18 protein-coding genes and 1 pseudogene are annotated in these 17,419 nt (G+C 73.8%); 11 read left to right on the top strand and 8 right to left on the bottom strand.

The genetic code is table 11. The features are described from left to right. Positions 1–202 precede the first annotated feature (202 nt). Together B1H29_RS32715 and B1H29_RS32710 are read left to right on the top strand one after the other, a co-directional pair. The gene (locus tag B1H29_RS32715) at positions 203–1,024 is read left to right on the top strand and encodes a DeoR/GlpR family DNA-binding transcription regulator (protein ID WP_055420507.1); all 822 of its coding nucleotides are present in this window, start codon (positions 203–205) and stop codon (positions 1,022–1,024) included. Between the two features lie 151 nt (positions 1,025–1,175). Next, entirely contained in the window at positions 1,176–1,649 is a 474-nt protein-coding gene (locus B1H29_RS32710; RefSeq protein WP_055420508.1) for an SRPBCC family protein, read from the top strand. 45 nt (positions 1,650–1,694) lie between these two features. Here the strand turns inward: B1H29_RS32710 and B1H29_RS32705 are convergent, their stop codons facing one another. Next, positions 1,695–2,819: a PLP-dependent cysteine synthase family protein gene (locus tag B1H29_RS32705; RefSeq protein WP_055420509.1), complete on the bottom strand. Its 1,125-nt coding sequence runs from the start codon at positions 2,817–2,819 to the stop codon at positions 1,695–1,697. A gap of 345 nt (positions 2,820–3,164) precedes the next feature. Here B1H29_RS32705 and B1H29_RS32700 point away from each other — a divergent pair, with 345 nt between their 5' ends. Together B1H29_RS32700 and B1H29_RS32695 are read left to right on the top strand one after the other, a co-directional pair. Then, a complete protein-coding gene (locus B1H29_RS32700; protein ID WP_055420510.1) occupies positions 3,165–3,488 on the top strand; it encodes a hypothetical protein in 324 nt (107 codons plus the stop codon). A 184-nt stretch (positions 3,489–3,672) separates the two neighbouring features. Continuing rightward, the gene (locus B1H29_RS32695) at positions 3,673–4,221 is read left to right on the top strand and encodes an ATP-binding protein (protein ID WP_055420511.1); all 549 of its coding nucleotides are present in this window, start codon (positions 3,673–3,675) and stop codon (positions 4,219–4,221) included. Positions 4,222–4,801: 580 nt separating this feature from the next. Here the strand turns inward: B1H29_RS32695 and B1H29_RS32690 are convergent. Further along, the gene (locus B1H29_RS32690) at positions 4,802–5,086 is read right to left on the bottom strand and encodes an SHOCT domain-containing protein (protein WP_055420512.1); all 285 of its coding nucleotides are present in this window, start codon (positions 5,084–5,086) and stop codon (positions 4,802–4,804) included. 187 nt (positions 5,087–5,273) lie between these two features. On the opposite strand from B1H29_RS32690, the pseudogene B1H29_RS39610 reads away from it, so the two are divergent. Together B1H29_RS39610 and B1H29_RS32675 are read left to right on the top strand one after the other, a co-directional pair. After that, positions 5,274–5,695, top strand: a pseudogene (locus tag B1H29_RS39610) (TetR family transcriptional regulator C-terminal domain-containing protein); the annotation flags it as partial. A 322-nt stretch (positions 5,696–6,017) separates the two neighbouring features. Further along, positions 6,018–6,416 carry a VOC family protein gene (locus tag B1H29_RS32675; protein WP_055420514.1) on the top strand — a complete coding sequence of 133 codons (399 nt, stop codon included), beginning with the start codon at positions 6,018–6,020 and terminating at the stop codon, positions 6,414–6,416. 33 nt (positions 6,417–6,449) lie between these two features. On the opposite strand, the gene B1H29_RS32670 is transcribed toward B1H29_RS32675, so the two are convergent. Next, entirely contained in the window at positions 6,450–7,688 is a 1,239-nt protein-coding gene (locus tag B1H29_RS32670) for an ROK family protein (RefSeq protein ID WP_055420515.1), read from the bottom strand. A 212-nt stretch (positions 7,689–7,900) separates the two neighbouring features. Then, positions 7,901–8,551, bottom strand: coding sequence for an alpha-ketoglutarate-dependent dioxygenase AlkB family protein (locus tag B1H29_RS32665; protein ID WP_055420516.1), 651 nt, complete (start codon positions 8,549–8,551; stop codon positions 7,901–7,903). Positions 8,552–8,744: 193 nt separating this feature from the next. Here B1H29_RS32665 and B1H29_RS39945 point away from each other — a divergent pair, with 193 nt between their 5' ends. After that, positions 8,745–9,878, top strand: a complete 1,134-nt coding sequence (locus B1H29_RS39945) for a methyltransferase (RefSeq protein WP_055420913.1) — start codon at positions 8,745–8,747, stop codon at positions 9,876–9,878. Here B1H29_RS39945 and B1H29_RS32655 read toward each other — a convergent pair. Together B1H29_RS32655 and B1H29_RS32650 are read right to left on the bottom strand one after the other, a co-directional pair. Beyond that, positions 9,868–10,728, bottom strand: a complete 861-nt coding sequence (locus tag B1H29_RS32655) for a class II fructose-bisphosphate aldolase (protein WP_055420517.1) — start codon at positions 10,726–10,728, stop codon at positions 9,868–9,870. The two genes, B1H29_RS39945 and B1H29_RS32655, sit on opposite strands and share 11 nt — an antisense overlap. A gap of 47 nt (positions 10,729–10,775) precedes the next feature. Continuing rightward, positions 10,776–11,657 carry an SIS domain-containing protein gene (locus B1H29_RS32650; protein WP_055420518.1) on the bottom strand — a complete coding sequence of 294 codons (882 nt, stop codon included), beginning with the start codon at positions 11,655–11,657 and terminating at the stop codon, positions 10,776–10,778. Positions 11,658–11,790: 133 nt separating this feature from the next. On the opposite strand from B1H29_RS32650, the gene B1H29_RS32645 reads away from it, so the two are divergent. Further along, the gene (locus B1H29_RS32645; RefSeq protein WP_055420519.1) at positions 11,791–12,570 is read left to right on the top strand and encodes a DeoR/GlpR family DNA-binding transcription regulator; all 780 of its coding nucleotides are present in this window, start codon (positions 11,791–11,793) and stop codon (positions 12,568–12,570) included. Positions 12,571–12,637: 67 nt separating this feature from the next. On the opposite strand, the gene B1H29_RS32640 is transcribed toward B1H29_RS32645, so the two are convergent. Beyond that, positions 12,638–13,615 (bottom strand): hypothetical protein, encoded by a 978-nt coding sequence (locus B1H29_RS32640; protein WP_055420520.1) that lies wholly within the window; start codon positions 13,613–13,615, stop codon positions 12,638–12,640. 193 nt (positions 13,616–13,808) lie between these two features. Here B1H29_RS32640 and B1H29_RS32635 point away from each other — a divergent pair, with 193 nt between their 5' ends. From B1H29_RS32635 to B1H29_RS38685, 3 genes are all read left to right on the top strand, one after another. Next, complete coding sequence (locus B1H29_RS32635; protein WP_055420521.1) at positions 13,809–14,054, top strand: heavy-metal-associated domain-containing protein; 246 nt, start codon at positions 13,809–13,811, stop codon at positions 14,052–14,054. 76 nt (positions 14,055–14,130) lie between these two features. Then, positions 14,131–16,395 carry a heavy metal translocating P-type ATPase gene (locus tag B1H29_RS32630; RefSeq protein WP_055420522.1) on the top strand — a complete coding sequence of 755 codons (2,265 nt, stop codon included), beginning with the start codon at positions 14,131–14,133 and terminating at the stop codon, positions 16,393–16,395. Positions 16,396–16,708: 313 nt separating this feature from the next. Beyond that, positions 16,709–16,885, top strand: coding sequence for a hypothetical protein (locus B1H29_RS38685; RefSeq protein WP_167392505.1), 177 nt, complete (start codon positions 16,709–16,711; stop codon positions 16,883–16,885). Here the strand turns inward: B1H29_RS38685 and B1H29_RS32625 are convergent. Then, positions 16,858–17,310 (bottom strand): phospholipase, encoded by a 453-nt coding sequence (locus B1H29_RS32625; RefSeq protein ID WP_055420523.1) that lies wholly within the window; start codon positions 17,308–17,310, stop codon positions 16,858–16,860. The two genes, B1H29_RS38685 and B1H29_RS32625, sit on opposite strands and share 28 nt — an antisense overlap. Positions 17,311–17,419 lie beyond the last annotated feature (109 nt).

Below are 17,419 nucleotides of genomic sequence, written 5' to 3'. Positions count from 1 at the left end.
GCACGGAATCTCCCCGAACCGTGTGCACGGTGACGCCGGGACGAGGTGGAAATGGCATGTGCACGGCGGACAGGTGGTGGCGCGGCCCCTGGCGGGGCGTGCGAGGATGGGACGTCCGCGCACCGGAGCGGGGAGAACTCCTCGTCGGTGCAGGTGCGCCGGGTGTGTCGGACGGTTTTGCGGCGAAAGGACCGAAGCGTACGTGAGCGAGAACCCGAACCTCCTCGCGGAGCAGCGGCGCACCCTGATCCTCGACGAGGTGCGCCGCCGGGGCGGAGTCCGGGTCAACGAGCTGACCCGCAAGCTCGGCGTGTCGGACATGACGGTCCGCCGTGACCTCGACGCGCTGGCCCGGCAGGGCGTGCTGGAGAAGGTGCACGGCGGCGCGGTCCCGGTGGTCGAGGCGAGCACGCACGAGCCGGGCTTCGAGGCCAAGTCCGGTCTGGAGCCGACCGCCAAGGAGGACATCGCGCGGGCCGCCGCGGAACTGGTCGCGCCGGGCGCGGCGATCGCCCTGTCGGGCGGTACGACGACGTACGCGCTGGCTCACCGGCTGCTGGACGTGCCGGATCTGACGGTGGTCACCAACTCGGTGCGGGTGGCCGACGTGTTCCATGTGGCGCAGCGCACCTCCGGGGCGCGGCAGGGCGCGGCCACGGTGGTGCTCACGGGTGGTGTGCGCACTCCGTCCGACTCCCTGGTGGGCCCGGTGGCCGACCAGGCGATCGCGACGCTCCACTTCGACGTGCTGTTCCTCGGCGTGCACGGGATATCGGCCGAGGCCGGCCTGTCGACGCCGAACCTGGCGGAGGCCGAGACCAACCGGCGGCTGGTGCAGTCGGCGCGGCGTGTCGTGGTGGTCGCCGACCACACCAAGTGGGGTGTCGTGGGACTGAGTTCGTTCGCGGCCCTGGATCAGGTGGACACGCTGGTGAGCGACGCCGGCCTGCCGGCGGACGCCCGCGCGGAGATCGCGGAGCACCTGGGACTGGTCGTGGCGGGCGAGCCGGAGACGGCCGACTGACCTCGGTGAACGCCCGGTGCGCGTCCCTGGCCCCGACCCGGGGCCGCCCTGGTCCGTCCTGGTCCCGCTGACACCCGGCGCAACCCCCGCTATCGTGACGCCTCCCGGCCGATCGTCCGCGTTCGCGGTTTCGCCCAAGGGGGTTGTACGCATGGCTCGCCGTCTGCGTCCGGTGGGTCTCGGCTTCGTCGGGACGGCTCCGGTACGCCTGGTCTTCGCGCGCGAGATCTCCGCCGCCCCGGACGCGGTCTTCCGCGCGCTGGCCGAGGACGTACCGGGCTGGACCGCCTGGTTCTCGGCGGTGACGTCCGCCCGGCCCATCGGTGCGGGCGCGGGCCGCGAGATCCGGCTCAGGGGCGGTACGCGCTTCGTGGAGACGGTGCTGGCGGCCGAGCGGCCCGAGGTGTACGCCTACCGCGTGGACGTCACCAACGCGCCCGGTGCCCGGGCCATCGCCGAGGAGTGGCGGCTGGCACCCGCCGGGACGGGTACGCGCGTGCGGTGGACGTTCGCGGCGGACGGCACGGCGCCGTTCCGGTTCGTGCTGAACCGCGCGCGTCCGGGTCTGGGCCGGGCCTTCCGGGACGCGGTCGCCTCGCTGGACCGGCGGCTCACCTGCCCGTAGCGCGCCGCCCGCCCCGCCCCGCGGCCCACGACTCGTCGCGCCGGGTCAGCCGGGCCAGGTGCCCGTGTGCAGCAGGGAGTCGATCGCCGCCGTGTACGGGCCGATGTCGAGGCCCTGTTCGGTGAGCCAGGCGTCCGAGTAGTACTTGTCGAGGTACCGGTCCCCCGGGTCGCACAGCAACGTCACCACACTGCCCTGGCGTCCCTCGGCCACCATCTCGGCGACGATCTTCAGCGCGCTCCACAGCCCGGTGCCCGTGGAGCCGCCGGCCTTGCGCCCGATGGCCTGTTCCAGGGCCCGGACGGCCGCCACGCTCGCCGCGTCCGGCACCTTCATCATGCGGTCGATGGCGCCGGGCACGAAGCTCGGCTCCATACGGGGCCGGCCGATGCCCTCGATCCGGGAGCCGCAGTCGCAGGTGACGTCCGGGTCGCCGGTGGTCCAGCCCTCGAAGAAGCAGGAGTTCTCCGGGTCGGCGACGCAGACGCGGGTGTCGTACTGCATGTAGTGGACGTAGCGCGCGAGGGTCGCCGAGGTGCCGCCGGTGCCGGCCGTGGCGACGATCCACGCCGGTTCGGGGAACCGCTCCAGCCGCAACTGACGGAAGATCGACTCCGCGATGTTGTTGTTGCCGCGCCAGTCCGTGGCGCGTTCGGCGTAGGTGAACTGGTCCATGTAGTGGCCGCCGGTCTCGGCCGCGAGGCGGGCCGACTCCTCGTACATCCGTCGGGAGTCGTCCACGAAGTGGCACCGTCCGCCGTGGAACTCGATCAGGCGGATCTTCTCCGCACTGGTCGTGCGCGGCATGACGGCGATGAAGGGGACTCCGATCAGCTTCGCGAAGTACGCCTCGGAGACGGCCGTGGAGCCGCTGGACGCCTCGATCACCGGGCGGTCCGGCCGGATCCAGCCGTTGCACAGGCCGTAGAGGAAGAGCGAGCGGGCGAGCCGGTGTTTGAGGCTGCCGGTGGGGTGGGTCGACTCGTCCTTCAGGTAGAGGTCGATGCCCCACCGCTCGGGCAGCGGGAAGAGGAGCAGATGGGTGTCGGCCGAGCGGTTGGCGTCGGCCTGGACCTTGCGCACGGCTTCTTTCAGCCATGCGCGGTAGGCGGTTTCACTGTGGTCGACGTCGAGGGTGGCGCCGGTGCTGATCTGCTGGGGGGTGCTCACGACGGGGCTCCTTACGCTGCGCGCCGACGGCGCGTCGCGCGGCCGACGCCTCGATCATAAGCACCTTCCACACGCTTCTCACCTGCATAAACACAGCTTTGGGAGCCTCAAAGGCACCCCTGGGGCCCGGCCGTCGGCCCGGTGGGGGCGCATTCGCGCGAGTGCTCCGGTCACCTCCGGAAAGGGGCGGGGCGTACTGGTGCTCGACGCGCGGTGCGGGCAGACTGCCAGCGGGCGGGACCGGGCTCCTGCCGCGGGCGCACACTGAGCACGACACGAGCCGGCCGGTACCGGGCCCAGCGAGGTGCACGGTCCGGTAACCGACGGGCACGAGGGGGCGACGGCATGGCGGAGCCGGAGTTCAGGGCCACGGGGGTGCGGATCGCCAAGCGGCTGCGCTCACTCACCCGGGGCGGAACGGTCCGGATCAGCGGCGGCCGCGTGGAGTTGCTCACCAGCTACGGCAGTGAGATCGACAGCGCTCCGGTGCAGGCGGTGCGCGCCTCCCGGCCCTGGTTCGCTCCTCAGGACCGGGCTCTGGCCGACCTCAACGGCAAGCGGTACCTGCTGACGCTCGGCGAGCGGGACCCCGCGCCCGGCGAGCCGGGGCCACCCGCGGCTCGCCGCTTCATCGAGGCGGTGCGCAGGGCGGCCGGGCACCGCGCTTGAGATGTCCGTAAGTTGCGGTGCCTCACCCCTTGCGTCACGCTGGCCTCACGTCACTCTGGGTTTACCGGCGATAACGCTGCGAACCAGCCCGCCGGCCTTGACAGCAGGCGGCGGCGTGCCGCGTGCGCCCTGCTGGATCCGAACTCCGTGTTCTTCCGGACCTCTATGTCGGGGAGTCGCAGCCGTGATCAGTCACCCAAGCAGACACTGCACGGTAGAGCTGCAAGCCCTGCCGTCGCGGATCGGCCAGGTCCGCAGAATCGTATCTGCGCAATTGCGCTACTGGCATATGGATCTCCTGATCGACCGGGCCGCGCTCGGCGTGACGGAGTTGCTGACCAACGTCCACCTGCACGCCCGGCCCGACAAGACGTGCACCGTGGAGATGGAACTGCTTCTCGACCGGCTCACCGTCTCCGTGCGCGATCACGACCCGCGGCTGCCCGTGGTGGACGACGCCGAGCCGCTCGCGACCTGCGGGCGCGGGCTCTCCATGGTGGCGGCGATGAGCGAGAGCTGGGGCGCCCGGCCGGACGGCGAGTCCGGCAAGATCGTCTGGTTCACGCTCCCTACGGCCGTCACCGCCGCGCCGGTCACCGCGTCGCCCGTGTCCGCGCGCCCGCCGCGGCGCCTGGTCGAGGAGGTGCCGGCCACCGCCTTCGCGGAGGTCGAGCACGCGGTCGACCTGGGCAGATCCCAACCCGCTCCCGCTCGGTCGGCCGTTGCCGGCTGACCGGGCGGTGACCCTTCGCTGCCGTGGGCCGTGCGGGCGGACACCGGCCTGGCCACCGGTGGCCGGGCCCGGCGCGCCGGTTGCCGGTCGGCGCCCGCCCGGTGGACGGGCCCTGAGGGATACGTACCGGCCGTCGCCGCACGGTCCACGGCCCGGAGCCACACCCACCGGCCACCACCCCACGGTGGACGGCCCCGGAGCAACGCGTGTCGGCCACCGCCCGGTAGACGCCGCCGGAGCCGCGCCCCCCGGCTGCCACCGCCCGGCAGTTGGGCCGGTCGCCGGTCATCGCCGTCCGGGGGACGCGCCCCTTCGCCAAGTGCCGGTCATCGCCTTGCGGTTACCCTGCGCGGGTGCCTGACCCGGCCTCCGCGACCGGCGCCGAGCCTGCATGCCTGCCGGAGGCCGGCCGGCCTCCGGCAGGCATGCAGGGCGCCCGGACGGCACCCGCGAGACCGCCCCCGCCGCCCCGGTACCACCGGGCGGGCCGGCCGTCGCAGCGGCGGCGTGGGCGGGCGGCGCGGTCCCGCCCGGTCGTCGTCGAGGAGGCGGGCGGCGGCCCGGATGGTGGTCGTCGTGGTCATGCCGCACCGCCCTTGCCCGTACGGCCGAACTGCTCGTCCAGCACGGACAGCCGGCGCCAGTACTCGTCCTCGTCGATCTCGCCGGAGGCGAAGCGGCGGCCGAGGACGCTGATGGGTGAGTTGTCCTCGACGGTGGGCGGCCGCCCGGGCGCGCGGCGTCCGCGCCAGACCGTGCGGCGCAGCAGGGTGATGCCGCCGGCGATGACCAGCGCCCAGATCACCGGGAAGAACAGGATCCACGGGCCGGGCCCGCCGTCGCCGAAGTGTGCCAGGGTCTGCATGTCGTCCAACTCCTCGGTAGCGGTCCTTGGTGATGTGCTGCCGACGTCCTCGGTGACGTCCTTGTTCGTCGCTTCCGAGCCTGGCCCCCGGGGCGGGTCCCGGTCGTCGTACGGCCAGCGGCAGTGTGCGTACCCCGCGGGGAGTACGCACGGGGTGTGTTCCTGCTTCCTGCGCCCTCGGTTTTCCAAGGGCAAGCCCGGTCTCGCGCCGGCCGCGGTCCGGCGGACCGCCGAGAAGCTGCGGGCTACCGCCGAGGAAGTACCGGCCGGTCCCGGGACGCCGTACGAGCACGTCGCGGCGTATCCGCGGCGCGAGCGGGACGTGCCGCGCGGCTGCCCGGTCGGGCGGCTGACGATGGACCCGCACGTGCTCGCCGAGGACGCCCCGCGCGCACCCGTCGACGAGACGCTCGACCGGCTCCGGGAACAGGGCGCCCGGATCGTCGAGGAGGGCGGGGAGCGGGGCGAACTCGCCCCCTCGGTGGACGGCGAGGAGACCGCGGCGGCGGTCGTCGCGACCGTGCAGGCGGCTACGTCCTCGCCCGCGCGTCCGGATCGCCCGCCGCCTTCGACGCGGCGGTCCTGGGCCTGCTCGCACTGCTCGCGCCGCCGAACACCCGTGCCCGGCAGCGGACTTCACGCCCGCCCACGGAGACACTCCGTGCACACCGAGCGGTACGCGTCCGCCCTCCCGCCGACCACCCGATGGACACCGTCCGGGAGTGGTCGCCCGCACCGGGCACCTGCGTCGCGATCACGCCGCGGTCGGGGCGGACGGCCGGGCGGCGGCAGGCGTCGTACCGGCGGATCGCCGCGAACCCGCCGAGGCGTACGCGGGTACCGGACCCCAGAACGTCTTCGTCACCCTGGCCGAGAACACCTCCGCCGACCGACCGCTGGGCCATGGGGCCGCCCACGTAGGCTCGGACCCATGCTGAGACTCGGTATCCCCGTCGTCGGCGTCACGGACCTGCCGCGCGCGGTGGCGTTCTGGACGGCCGCTCTGAATCTGACCGTCACCGAGGAGTGGGCGAGCGACACGTGGCGCACGCTCGTCCACGCGGACGGTTCCGGCCACGCCCTCGGCCTGCTGCGCAGCGAGTCACCGGCCGAGCCGCGTCCCCGTCTCCACCTCGACCTGTACACGGACACGGCGGAGGAGCAGCGGGCGGAGGTGCGGCGGCTGATCGGTCTCGGTGCGCGGACCGTCGACTGGGACCTCTACCCGCCAGATCCCGACTTCGTCGTCCTGGCCGACCCGGACGACAACATCTTCTGCGTCGTCGACCTCAGCCACGCTCCCAGCGGCGGCGCCCGGCCGGCGCCCTGAACCGACGGCGCCGCTCCGGCCGGACACGGGCCGCTAGGCCAGCGCGCCCAGCGGGTCGTCCAGGACCGGCTGCCAGGCCAACTCGGCCGCGCCGACCAGGCTGTTGTGGTCCAGACTGCACGGCAGGATCGGCACGCCCCCGCTCTGGCCCCACAGGCTGCGGTCGGCGACGACCGCGCGCAGGCGCCCGGGGTCGGCGTCGAGGAGGGCGCGGTGCAGTCCGCCGAGGATGATGCGGTCCGGGTTGAGGATGTTGACGAGGCCGGCCAGGCCCAGGCCGAGGCGGTCGATGAGGGTCTCGGTCGCGGTGCGGACGGCCGGGTCGGCGTAGTGGCCGCGGATGAGGTCCTTGGACTGCTGGAGGAGGGACACCTCGGGTCCCGGCTGGCGGCCGGCCGCGGTCAGGAAGGCCAACGGGTCGGTCTCCACGTCCAGGCAGCCCCGGCTTCCGCAGTGGCAGGGGCCGCCCTCGGGATTGACGGTCAGGTGGCCGACCTCCAGGGCGAGACCCGAACTGCCCATGTGCAGACGGCCGTCGAGGACCAGGGCACCGCCGACCCCGCGGTGGCCGGTGGCCACGCAGAGCAGGTCGCGGGCTCCGCGCCCGGCCCCGTGCCGGTGCTCGGCGAGCGCGGCGAGGTTGACGTCGTTCGCCGCGAACGCGGGGCCGTCGATGCCGGCGGCGCGCACCTGTTCGGCGAAGATCCGCCGCACGGGCGCGCCCGCCGGCCAGGCCAGGTGGAGCGGGTTCAGGGCCAGGCCCTCCGGTTCCGCCACGGCGGACGGTACGGCGAGGCCCGCGCCGACGCAGCGGCGCCCGGTCTCCCTCAGGAGTTCCGCGCCGGCCTCCACGACGGACCCGAGCACCTTCGCCGGGTCGGCGTCGACCACCTCGCAGCCGGGCGCGGTGGCGACGATCCGGCCGCCGAGGCCGACGAGGGCGGCACGGAATCCGTCGGCGTGGACCTGGGCGGCGAGGGCGACGGGCCCGCCCTCGGCGACCGCGAGGCGGTGCGAGGGGCGCCCCTGCGAACCGGCCGCGGCGCCGGGCCGGGCGTCCACCCGGATCAGGCCGAGCGCCTCCAGTTCGGCGGCGACCGCGCCGGCCGTCGCCCGGGTCACGCCGAGTTCCGCGGTGAGGACGGCCCGGGTCGGGGCGCGTCCGGTGTGCACGAGCTCCAACGCGGGTCCGAGCGCGCCGCGCCCCCGGTCCAGCCGCGTCCTCGAGGTGGTCCCTTCCCCCGCCGCCCGGGGGTCCGCCTTGCCGCTCATGAGGGGGAGTCTCCCATGATCCGCGGGTGCGGGGCGCTGGGCCGTGTCCGCAAAGTCCCTCCGTCCGCCCGGAGGGCGGGCCCCACGGCGTCTGGTGCGTGCTCTCGGTGGGCCGGGCGCAGTGCCTCGTACTTGGGCGCACTCGGGGCTGTGCCCGGTGCGGCGAGAGTGCGTGCCGGGCGTCGCGGGGCAGGGGGACGTCGCGGACAGGCCTAGAGGCCGCCGACCCGGAGCGTGATGTTCAGCCGCCCGGTGAGCCCCAACTCGGGCGGCCCGGTGCCCGCGTGCACCCGGGGCACCCCGTGGTAGGCGAGCCGGGACGGCCCGCCGAAGACGAACAGGTCTCCGCTGCGCAGTTCGACGTCGGTGTAGGGGCGGGTCCTGGTCTCGGAGTTGCCGAAGCGGAAGACGCAGGTGTCGCCGAGGCTGAGGGAGACGACGGGCGCGTCGGACCTCTCGTCGGCGTCACGGTGCATGCCCATGCGGGCGTCGGCGTCGTAGAAGTTGATCAGTGCGATGTCGTACGGCGTCCGCGCCACCGCGTCGGCCCCGAGCGCGTCGGTCACCGCCCGGCGGGCCAGGTCGCCGAGCCAGGCGGGGAAGGGTTTCACCGGCGCACCGTCGCCGTCGACGGCCGTGGGGGCGTAGGCGTACGGGTACCAGTGCCGGCCCAGGCAGACCTGCCTCGCGGTCATGGTGCCGCCGCCGGGGGTGCGGACCGTACGCAGTCCGGCCGGCGGGCGGGCCCACTCGCGGCAGGCGTGCAGCAGCTCGCGCTGCGGTCCGGGGCCGAGCCAGTCCGGCACGTGGACGGCGCCCGGCGCGGTCTCGGTACGGCTCCTGCGGAACAGCTCGGCGTCCATGTCTCCCATCCTGCCCGCCACCCCCCGCGCTCCGCTCCCGCCCGCGCCCCCCCTTCACCGCGCGTTACGCCGGGCGGACGAGCGCACGCTCCGCGAGGCCGGCCCGCACCCCGCGGGCCCCTCACTTCGCCCGGCACGGCCTGAGCTGCGGCTCGGCTAGCCTGGACGCACGATGAACGACCGCGACGACCGTATGACGACGCCATGGGGCGAGCACGTGCTGGCCCGCTTCCCCGAGGACCCGCGCGACCGGCTCCGTGCCTGGGACGCCTCCGACGAGTACCTGCTCGGGCACCTCGCGGAGCAGGAGGTTCCGCTGTACGGCACGGTCGTGGTCGTCGGCGACCGCTGGGGGGCGCTGGTGACGGCGCTGGCGGCGCACCGGCCGGTGCAGATCACCGACTCCCACCTGACGCGGGAGGCGACGCGCGCCAACCTGGAACGGGCCGACGCCGCGCCCGGCGCCGTGCGGCTGCTCACCACGCAGGACCCGCCGCCGGACCGGGTCGACGTGCTGCTGGTGCGGGTGCCGAAGAGCCTGGCGCTGCTGGAGGACCAGTTGCTGCGGCTGGCGCCCGCGCTGCACGAGGGCACGGTCGTCGTCGGCACGGGGATGGTCAAGGAGATCCACACCTCGACGCTCAGGCTGTTCGAGCGGATCGTCGGGCCGACCCGGACCTCGCTGGCCGAGAAGAAGGCGCGGCTGATCTTCGCCACTCCCGACCTCTCGCTGAAGCGCCCCTCGAACCCCTGGCCGCTCGGCTACCGGCTCCCCGACGACGTGGGGCCGCTCTCCGGCCGGACCGTCGTCAACCACGCGGGTGTCTTCTGCGCCGACCGGCTCGACATCGGCACCCGGTTCTTCCTCCGGCACCTGCCGGACACCGGCCGCGCCCGGCGGGTGGTGGACCTGGGCTGCGGCAACGGCGTGGTCGGTACGGCGGTGGCACTGGCCGACCCGGACGCCGAGGTGCTGTTCACCGACGAGTCCTTCCAGGCCGTGGCCTCGGCGGAGGCGACGTACAGGGCGAACGGGGCGGCGGGGCAGGCGGAGTTCCGGGTCGGTGACGGGCTGGCGGGAGTACCGGACGACAGCGTCGACCTGGTGCTCACCAACCCGCCCTTCCACTCCCACCAGGCGACGACCGACGCCACCGCGTGGCGGATGTTCACCGGGGCGCGGCGCGTGCTGCGCCCCGGCGGTGAGCTGTGGGTGGTCGGCAACCGGCACCTGGGCTACCACGTCAAGCTGCGGCGTCTGTTCGGGAACAGTGAACTGGTGGCCGGTGACCCGAAGTTCGTGGTGCTGAAGGCCGTCAGGAAGTAGTCCGGGCGACCACCCGGATGGTCGCCGCCACCGTCCGCACCATCGCCTCCCTGCCCGCGGTGAGGTAGCCGCGCGAGTCGACGGCTTCGGGGCGGGCGGCGAGGTACTCCCTGATCGCGCCGGTCATGGCGATGTTGAGCGCGGTGCCGACGTTGACCTTGGCGATGCCGCCCGCGACCGCCGCGGCGAGTTCGCCGTCCGGGACTCCGGAGGAGCCGTGCAGGACGAGTGGCACGTCCAGCGTGCCCGACAGTTCCTTGAGCAGGTCGTGGTCGAGGGCGGCGGTGCGGGTGGTCATGGCGTGGGAGCTGCCGACCGCGACGGCCAGGGCGTCCACGCCGGAGTCGGCGACGAAGGCGCGCGCCTCGGCCGGGTCGGTGCGGGCTCCGGGCGCGTGGGCGTCGAGGGGCGGTGCGCCGTTCTTGCCGCCGACCTCGCCCAACTCCGCCTCGATCCACAGCCCCTGGGCGTGCGCCCAGTCGGCGGCGGCCCGGGTCGCCGCGAGGTTCTCCGCGTACGGCAGCCGGGAGGCGTCGTACATCACCGAGCTGAACCCGGCGTCCCGGGCCTGGCGCAGCAGGCCGTCGTTCTGCACATGGTCGAGGTGCAGGGCGACGGGCACGGCGGCGCTCTCGGCCGCGGCGACGGCCGCGCGCGCCAGTGGCAGCAGGCGGCCGTAGCGGTACTTCACGGCGTTCTCGCTGACCTGGAGGACGACGGGCAGGCGCACGGACTCGGCGCCCGCGACGACTGCCTCGATGTGTTCCAGGGTGACGACGTTGAAGGCGGCGACGGCGCAGCGCGCGGCTGCGGCGCGGCCGGCCAGGTCGCCGGTGGTGGCGAGGGGCACGGTCTCTCCCTTCCCGGGCGCCGGAGCGCGGGGTGTCGGGGCGGGCGTCAGGGGGCGAGGATCACCGAGCGGGTGAGGTGGCGGGGCCGGTCGGGGTCGAGGCCCCGGGCGGCCGCGACGGCGACCGCGAGGCGCTGGGCGCGGACCAGTTCGGCGAGCGGATCGAGATCCCCGGGCACCCACAGGGCGCCGGTGTCGCGGACCTGGCCGGCCAGGCCGTCGGGCGCCTCGCCGAACATCCAGGTCGCCGTGCCCGCGGTGCTGATGCTGATGGGGCCGTGTCGGTACTCCATGGCCGGGTAGGACTCGGTCCAGGACAGGGAGGCCTCGCGCATCTTCAGCCCGGCCTCGTTGGCCAGTCCGACGGTCCAGCCCCGGCCGAGGAAGGTGAACTGGGTGCGTTCGACGAGCCCTTCGGGCAGCTCGGCCGCGAGTGCCGTGCGCGCGTCGGCGACGACCGCGTCGGTGTGCAGACCCAGGTGGGCGCGGAGCAGGGTGAGGGCGGTGGTCGCGAACCGGGTCTGCACGACCGACCGTTCGTCGGCGAAGTCGAGGACCACCGCGTCGTCGGCGGCGGTCATGACGGGTGTGTCCGGGTCGGCGGTGAGCGCGACGGTGCGGGTGCGGCCCCGCAACTCCGTGAGCAGTTCCAGCACTTCGGTGGTGGTGCCGGAGCGGGTGAGGGCGACGACACGGTCGTACGCGCGGCCCTTCGGGAACTCGGAGGCGGCGAACGCGTCCGTCTCGCCCTGGCCCGCGCCCTCACGCAGCGCCGCCGCCGACTGGGCCATGAAGTACGAGGTGCCGCATCCGACGATGGCCACCCGCTCCCCCGCCGACGGGAGCGCCGGCGCGTGCCGTGCCGCCTGGGCGGCGGCGCGGATCCAGCACTCGGGCTGGCTGTTGAGCTCGTCCTCGACGTACGTCATCCGCACACTCCCCGATCACGGAACGATCTGACTGTTCCTGCAAGATATAGCTATCTTTCGAGCACAATCAAGCAATGAATGGGAAGAGGGCGGTGCGCTAGGGTCGGCGGGAGATCGAGGAACGGAGGCGCGGATGTCGCGCGACGCCCGCTGGAAGGCGCTGCTGGAACTGCTCGTGGAGCGCGGCCGGCTGGACGTCGAGGAGGCGGCGACCGAGCTGGAGGTCTCGGCCGCGACGATCCGCCGTGACTTCGACCGGCTCGCCGAGCAGCAGATGCTCGTGCGCACGCGCGGTGGCGCGGTCGTGCACGGGGTGTCGTACGAACTGCCGCTGCGCTACAAGACGGCCCGCCGGGCCTCGGAGAAGCAGCGCGTCGCGCAGGCGGTCGCCGCCCTGGTTGCGCCCGGCGAGGCCGTCGGACTGACCGGGGGCACGACGACCACCGAGGTGGCGCGCGCCCTGGCCGTGCGCGCCGACCTGGCCTCCGGCACGCCCGCGCTGACCGTGGTCACCAACGCGCTCAACATCGCCAACGAGCTGGCCGTCCGACCACAGTTCAAGATCGTGGTGACCGGCGGCGTGGCCCGGGCGCAGTCGTACGAGCTGATCGGGCCGCTCGCGGACGGGGTGCTGGGTCAGGTGACCCTCGACATGGCGGTGCTGGGCGTCGTCGCCTTCGACGCCACCCACGGCGCCGCGGCCCACGACGAGGCGGAGGCCGCGATCAACCGGCTGCTGTGCGAGCGCGCCGAGCGCGTGGTCGTGGCCGCCGACTCCAGCAAACTGGGCCGGCGGGCGTTCGCCCGGATCTGCGCGGCCGAGTCCGTGGACACACTGGTCACGGACGGCGCGGCCGACCCGGACCTGGTGCGGCGGTTCGAGGAGGCGGGGGTCCGGGTCGTCACGGCCTAGGACGACCGATCCCGTCATCCGTTCCCCTCCGCCACCGCCCACCACCGCGACCGTCGGCGGCGGGCCTTCAGTGCCCGTGACCGTCGGTGTGCTCGCTCGGCGCCGGCGGAGCCGTCGGGGCGGAGTCCCGTGCCGCGGGTGCCGATCCGGTCCTTACGGTGAACGCGGCGGTATGGACCTTCCCCTGGTGCCGGAAGTCCAGGAAGAGGCGGTAGGTGCCGTCGCTGGGCGCGGTGGCCGTGAAGGAGATTTCCGGGCCGGGCCTCGTGGTGCCGTCGCCGGGTTCGCCGTTCGGGTGGACGTGGAGGTAGGCGAGGTCACCGGAGCGCAGCGCGACCAGGTGGCCGTAGGCGCCGAGGTAGGGCTGGAGGTCGTTGACGGGTTCTCCGTCGCGGAGGACCTTCAGCTTCAGCTCGCTCGCCTTGCCGGGGCGCAGGGTTCCGCCGAGTTCGACCTGGTAGCCGTCGGTCCGGGCGGTGCCGCCGGGGGCCGGCAGGCTCGCGGGCTCGTAGCGGCCGGCGGCGGCGAGGTCGGCACCCAGGGTGAGGTTCTCCGCGTTCGTCGCGGCCGGGGTGAAGTCCGCGAAGACACGGTAGCCGCCCGCGCGGGGCAGGTCGACGGGGGTGCTCCAGGTGCCGTCGGCGGCGCGGGTGGGGTGCAGGTGGCGGTAGGTGACCAGGTCGTGCGAGGCCAGGATGAGGTGGAGCTCCTTGTCGTGCTCGGGCTGGTACGCGGTGACGGCCTCGCCGCTGCCGTCCCGGACGGTGAAACGCAGTTCGGTGCACTGACCGGCGGTCACGCGCGGGGTGGCGAGGTCGAGGGTGTAGCCGTTCTCCGAGATCTGCAGTCCGCCGGGCGGGGTGCTCTCGTGTCCTCCGTGACCGTCGCCCCCCTCCGGTTGCGCTGACGGCCGGCCGTGCTCGTCGTGGGGCGCGGCCGTACTCTCCGCGACGACCGGGTCCACTCCCCTGCCGACGCCGTAGGCGGTGCCGAAGGTTGCGGCCAGTGCGGCGGTGAACGCGGTGATCCTCAGTCCGGTGTTCATGACGGTCGTCTCCTCGGATTCCGGGTCTCCGGCTCGTTCGTACGGAGGCCTCCCCGGGCACCTCACCATACCCCTAGGGGGTACTGAGTCAAGTCGGGAGAAGAGTTGCACTCGGTACCCCCTAGGGGTATACATGGTTGCGGCAGGGATACCCCGCCCCCGTATCGTCATCACACACATTCCGGAGGAAGACATGGCCGCGACCGTCACCAACCCCCTCACCGCGCCGGTCAGCGCCACCTACACCGTCGCCGGGATGAGCTGCGGCCACTGCAAGGCGACGCTCACCCGCGTGATCGGTGAGCTGGACGGTGTCACCGGGGTCGACGTCCAGGTCGGCACCGGCCGGGTCACCGTCACCGCGACCGCCGAGCCGGACGACGCCGCGATCGCCGAGGTCGTCGACGAGGCCGGCTACGAGCTGACCGGCCGCGTCTGACCGACCCGCACAGCCCGCCGCACCGCCGGGACCCGCGCGCCGGGTCCCGGCCCGACGACCCGCGTCAGGAGCAGCCATGACCACGAGTACGACCAGCGCACCGGCCGAGGTGGAACTCGCCATCACCGGCATGACCTGCGCCTCGTGCGCCGCCCGGATCGAGAAGAAGCTCAACCGGATGGACGGGGTCACCGCCACCGTCAACTACGCGACGGAGAAGGCCAAGGTCCACTACTCCGGCGACGTGTCCGTCACGGAGCTGATCGCCACGGTCGAGGCGACCGGTTACACCGCCCGCGAGCCCGAACCGGTACGGGTCGAGCCCGCGCCCGGCACGGACGCCCCCGAGGCGGCCGACGCGCTGCGCCCGCTGCGGGAGCGGCTGATCACCGCCGTGGTGCTGGCCGTCCCGGTGATCGCGATGGCGATGGTGCCGGCGTTGCAGTTCGAGTACTGGCAGTGGCTGTCGCTGACCCTGGCGGCGCCCGTCGTCACCTACGCCGCCTGGCCCTTCCACAAGGCCGCCCTCACCAATGCCCGGCACGGCGCGGCCACCATGGACACGCTGATCTCGGTCGGCACGTCGGCGGCGTTCCTGTGGTCGCTGTGGGCGCTGTTCCTCGGCACCGCGGGCACGCCCGGCATGACCCACCCCTTCGAGCTGACCATCGCCCGCACCGACGGCGCCGGGAACATCTACCTGGAGGCCGCCGCCGGGGTGACCGCCTTCATCCTCGCCGGGCGCTACTTCGAGGCCCGCTCCAAGCGCAAGGCCGGCGCAGCGCTCAAGGCCCTGCTGGAACTGGGCGCCAAGGACGTCACCGTACTGGACCCCGACGGCGGCGAACGGACGATCCCCACGGCGGAGTTGGCGGTGGGCGACCACTTCCGGGTGCGCCCCGGCGAGAAGATCGCCACCGACGGCACGGTCGTCGAGGGCACCTCCGCCGTGGACGCCTCCATGCTCACCGGCGAGTCGGTACCGGTCGAGGTCGGCGTGGGCGACCCGGTCACCGGCGCCACCCTGAACGCGGGCGGCCGTCTGGTCGTCGAGGCCACCCGGGTCGGCGCCGACACCCAGCTCGCGCGGATGGCGCAACTGGTCGAGGACGCACAGAACGGCAAGGCCGCCGCCCAGCGCCTCGCCGACCGCATCTCCGGGGTCTTCGTCCCCGTCGTGATCGCCCTGGCCCTGGCCACCCTCGGCTTCTGGATCGGCAACGGCTCCGGACTGACCGCCGCCTTCACCGCCGCCGTCGCCGTACTGATCATCGCTTGCCCCTGCGCCCTGGGCCTGGCCACGCCTACCGCGCTGATGGTCGGCACCGGGCGCGGCGCCCAGCTCGGCATCCTCATCAAGGGCCCCGAGGTCCTGGAGTCCACCCGCAAGGTCGACACCATCGTCCTCGACAAGACCGGCACCGTCACCACCGGCCGCATGACCCTGCTCGCCGTCCACACCACCGACGAGACCGACGACACCGAAGTGCTGCGGCTGGCCGGCGCGTTGGAGCACGCCTCCGAGCACCCGATCGCCCAGGCCGTGGCGGCGGGGGCGGCCGACCGCATCGGCACCTTGCCCGTCCCGGAGGACTTCTCCAACGTCCCCGGTCTCGGTGTGCAGGGCATCGTCGACGGCCACTCCGTCCTCGTCGGCCGCGAGCAGTTGCTCGCCGAGTGGGCCATGGCCCTTCCGGCGGACCTGGCACGCGCCAGGGCCGAGGCGGAGACGGCCGGCCGCACCGCGATCACCGTCGCCTGGGACGGCGAGGCGCGGGCGGTCCTGGAGGTCGCCGACGCGGTGAAGGAGACGAGCCCCGAGGCGATCACCCGGCTGCGGGCGCTGGGTCTGACCCCGGTGCTGCTGACCGGCGACAACCGCGCCGTGGCCGCCTCCGTCGCCCGTGCGGTCGGCATCGAGCCCGAACGCGTCATCGCCGAGGTCATGCCCGAGGACAAGGTCGACGTCGTCAAGCGCCTGCAGGGCGAGGGCCGTTCGGTCGCGATGGTCGGCGACGGCGTGAACGACGCCGCCGCACTCGCCCAGGCCGACCTGGGGCTGGCCATGGGCACCGGCACCGACGCCGCCATCGAGGCCGGCGACCTCACCCTGGTCCGCGGCGACCTCCGCGCCGCCGCCGACGCCATCCGCCTGGCCCGCAAGACGCTGGGCACCATCAAGTCCAACCTCTTCTGGGCCTTCGCCTACAACATCGCCGCCCTGCCGCTCGCCGCCGCCGGCCTCCTCAACCCGATGATCGCCGGAGCGGCCATGGCCTTCTCCTCCGTCTTCGTCGTCGGCAACTCGCTGCGCCTGCGGTCCTTCCGCGCCGCGGCCTGACCCACCACCACACCACCACACCGCCGAGCCGCCGGCCCGCCCCTCACGGGCCGGCCGGCGGCTCACACGTGTCTGCGGCCGCTCACTGGTCGCGCCGACGCGTGCCGACGTCGGCCGTCGCGGTCGCCCGGTGCAGGCCCGCGGACGAAGCGGGAGGCGGCGGTCGGTGCTCGCGGGGTGTCGGAGAGTCCCTGGCCGGTCCGGGCTGGCACCACGCACCCTCACGGTCGCGAGCACGGGCACGGGCACGGTCGTAGTCGCGGTCGCGGTCGCGGGGGCGGGTGCAGTCGCGGGCACGGGTGCAGTCGCGGGCGTGGGCGTGGGCACGGGCGTGGGCGTGGGCATCGCCGGTGCGGCCGCCGCGCTCGCTGTGGCGGCGGCCGCTCCGGTGCCGGGCCTGCGGTCCGTCTACTCGTCGGCGCCGTCCTCCGCGTCCGTGCGGGCCGGCGCGGCACCGGACCGTCAGCCGAAGGCCCGCACGGCCTGGTAGTACGTCCACGCCGTGCTGTTGCAGGCGGTCTTGGTGGCGCCGCCGTAGCGGGCGCAGACCCGCTTGAGGTCCTCGTAGAAGGCGCTGTCGAGGCGGGACTTGTTGGCGCTGAAGGAGCCGGCGTCCTTGTAGTTGCGGTAGCCGAAGTCGTGTCGTGCGCAGGAGGTGCTGAAGGGGAAGCCGAACGGGTTGTCCGGCGAGGAGGAGCAGTAGTCGGTGGTCCAGTCGAACCCGTAGGCGGCCCAGGCGGACTGGTTCGCCCGCGCGGCGGTCCAGGCGCTGTAGCTCGACGCGCTGGTCTGGGTCCAGCTCGCGAGTACCCGCGGTTTGTCGGCGGGAGCGGCGTCCGCGGTCGCGGCGGTGGCGACGACGGTGGTCACGGCAAGGGCCGAGGCCGCGAGTCCGGTGGCGAGTCTGCGGTGCATTCCACACCTCCATGAGGCTACGACCCGCCCCTCGGGCCGCAGGTTCATGTCAAGATGATGCGCATTCAGACCCTCCTTTCACACATCCGCCGCCCTAATGGTCCATTAA

Origin of the sequence: Streptomyces pactum (assembly GCF_002005225.1) — a bacterium.
Classification (GTDB): domain Bacteria; phylum Actinomycetota; class Actinomycetes; order Streptomycetales; family Streptomycetaceae; genus Streptomyces; species Streptomyces pactum_A.
Note: the sequence above shows the minus strand (reverse complement) of the source record. Positions and strands in the feature narration are given on the sequence as shown.

Excerpts from the sequence above, each read along its gene's own strand:
- B1H29_RS32710 (WP_055420508.1), top strand. The coding sequence starts at position 1,176 with ATGGCTCGCCGTCTGCGTCCGGTGGGTCTCGGCTTCGTCGGGACGGCT.
- B1H29_RS32700 (WP_055420510.1), top strand. The coding sequence starts at position 3,165 with ATGGCGGAGCCGGAGTTCAGGGCCACGGGGGTGCGGATCGCCAAGCGG.
- B1H29_RS32690 (WP_055420512.1), bottom strand. The coding sequence starts at position 5,086 with ATGCAGACCCTGGCACACTTCGGCGACGGCGGGCCCGGCCCGTGGATC.
- B1H29_RS32675 (WP_055420514.1), top strand. The coding sequence starts at position 6,018 with ATGCTGAGACTCGGTATCCCCGTCGTCGGCGTCACGGACCTGCCGCGC.
- B1H29_RS32670 (WP_055420515.1), bottom strand. The coding sequence starts at position 7,688 with ATGAGCGGCAAGGCGGACCCCCGGGCGGCGGGGGAAGGGACCACCTCG.
- B1H29_RS32665 (WP_055420516.1), bottom strand. The coding sequence starts at position 8,551 with ATGGACGCCGAGCTGTTCCGCAGGAGCCGTACCGAGACCGCGCCGGGC.
- B1H29_RS39945 (WP_055420913.1), top strand. The coding sequence starts at position 8,745 with ATGACGACGCCATGGGGCGAGCACGTGCTGGCCCGCTTCCCCGAGGAC.
- B1H29_RS32650 (WP_055420518.1), bottom strand. The coding sequence starts at position 11,657 with ATGACGTACGTCGAGGACGAGCTCAACAGCCAGCCCGAGTGCTGGATC.
- B1H29_RS32645 (WP_055420519.1), top strand. The coding sequence starts at position 11,791 with ATGTCGCGCGACGCCCGCTGGAAGGCGCTGCTGGAACTGCTCGTGGAG.
- B1H29_RS32640 (WP_055420520.1), bottom strand. The coding sequence starts at position 13,615 with ATGAACACCGGACTGAGGATCACCGCGTTCACCGCCGCACTGGCCGCA.
- B1H29_RS32635 (WP_055420521.1), top strand. The coding sequence starts at position 13,809 with ATGGCCGCGACCGTCACCAACCCCCTCACCGCGCCGGTCAGCGCCACC.
- B1H29_RS32630 (WP_055420522.1), top strand. The coding sequence starts at position 14,131 with ATGACCACGAGTACGACCAGCGCACCGGCCGAGGTGGAACTCGCCATC.
- B1H29_RS32625 (WP_055420523.1), bottom strand. The coding sequence starts at position 17,310 with ATGCACCGCAGACTCGCCACCGGACTCGCGGCCTCGGCCCTTGCCGTG.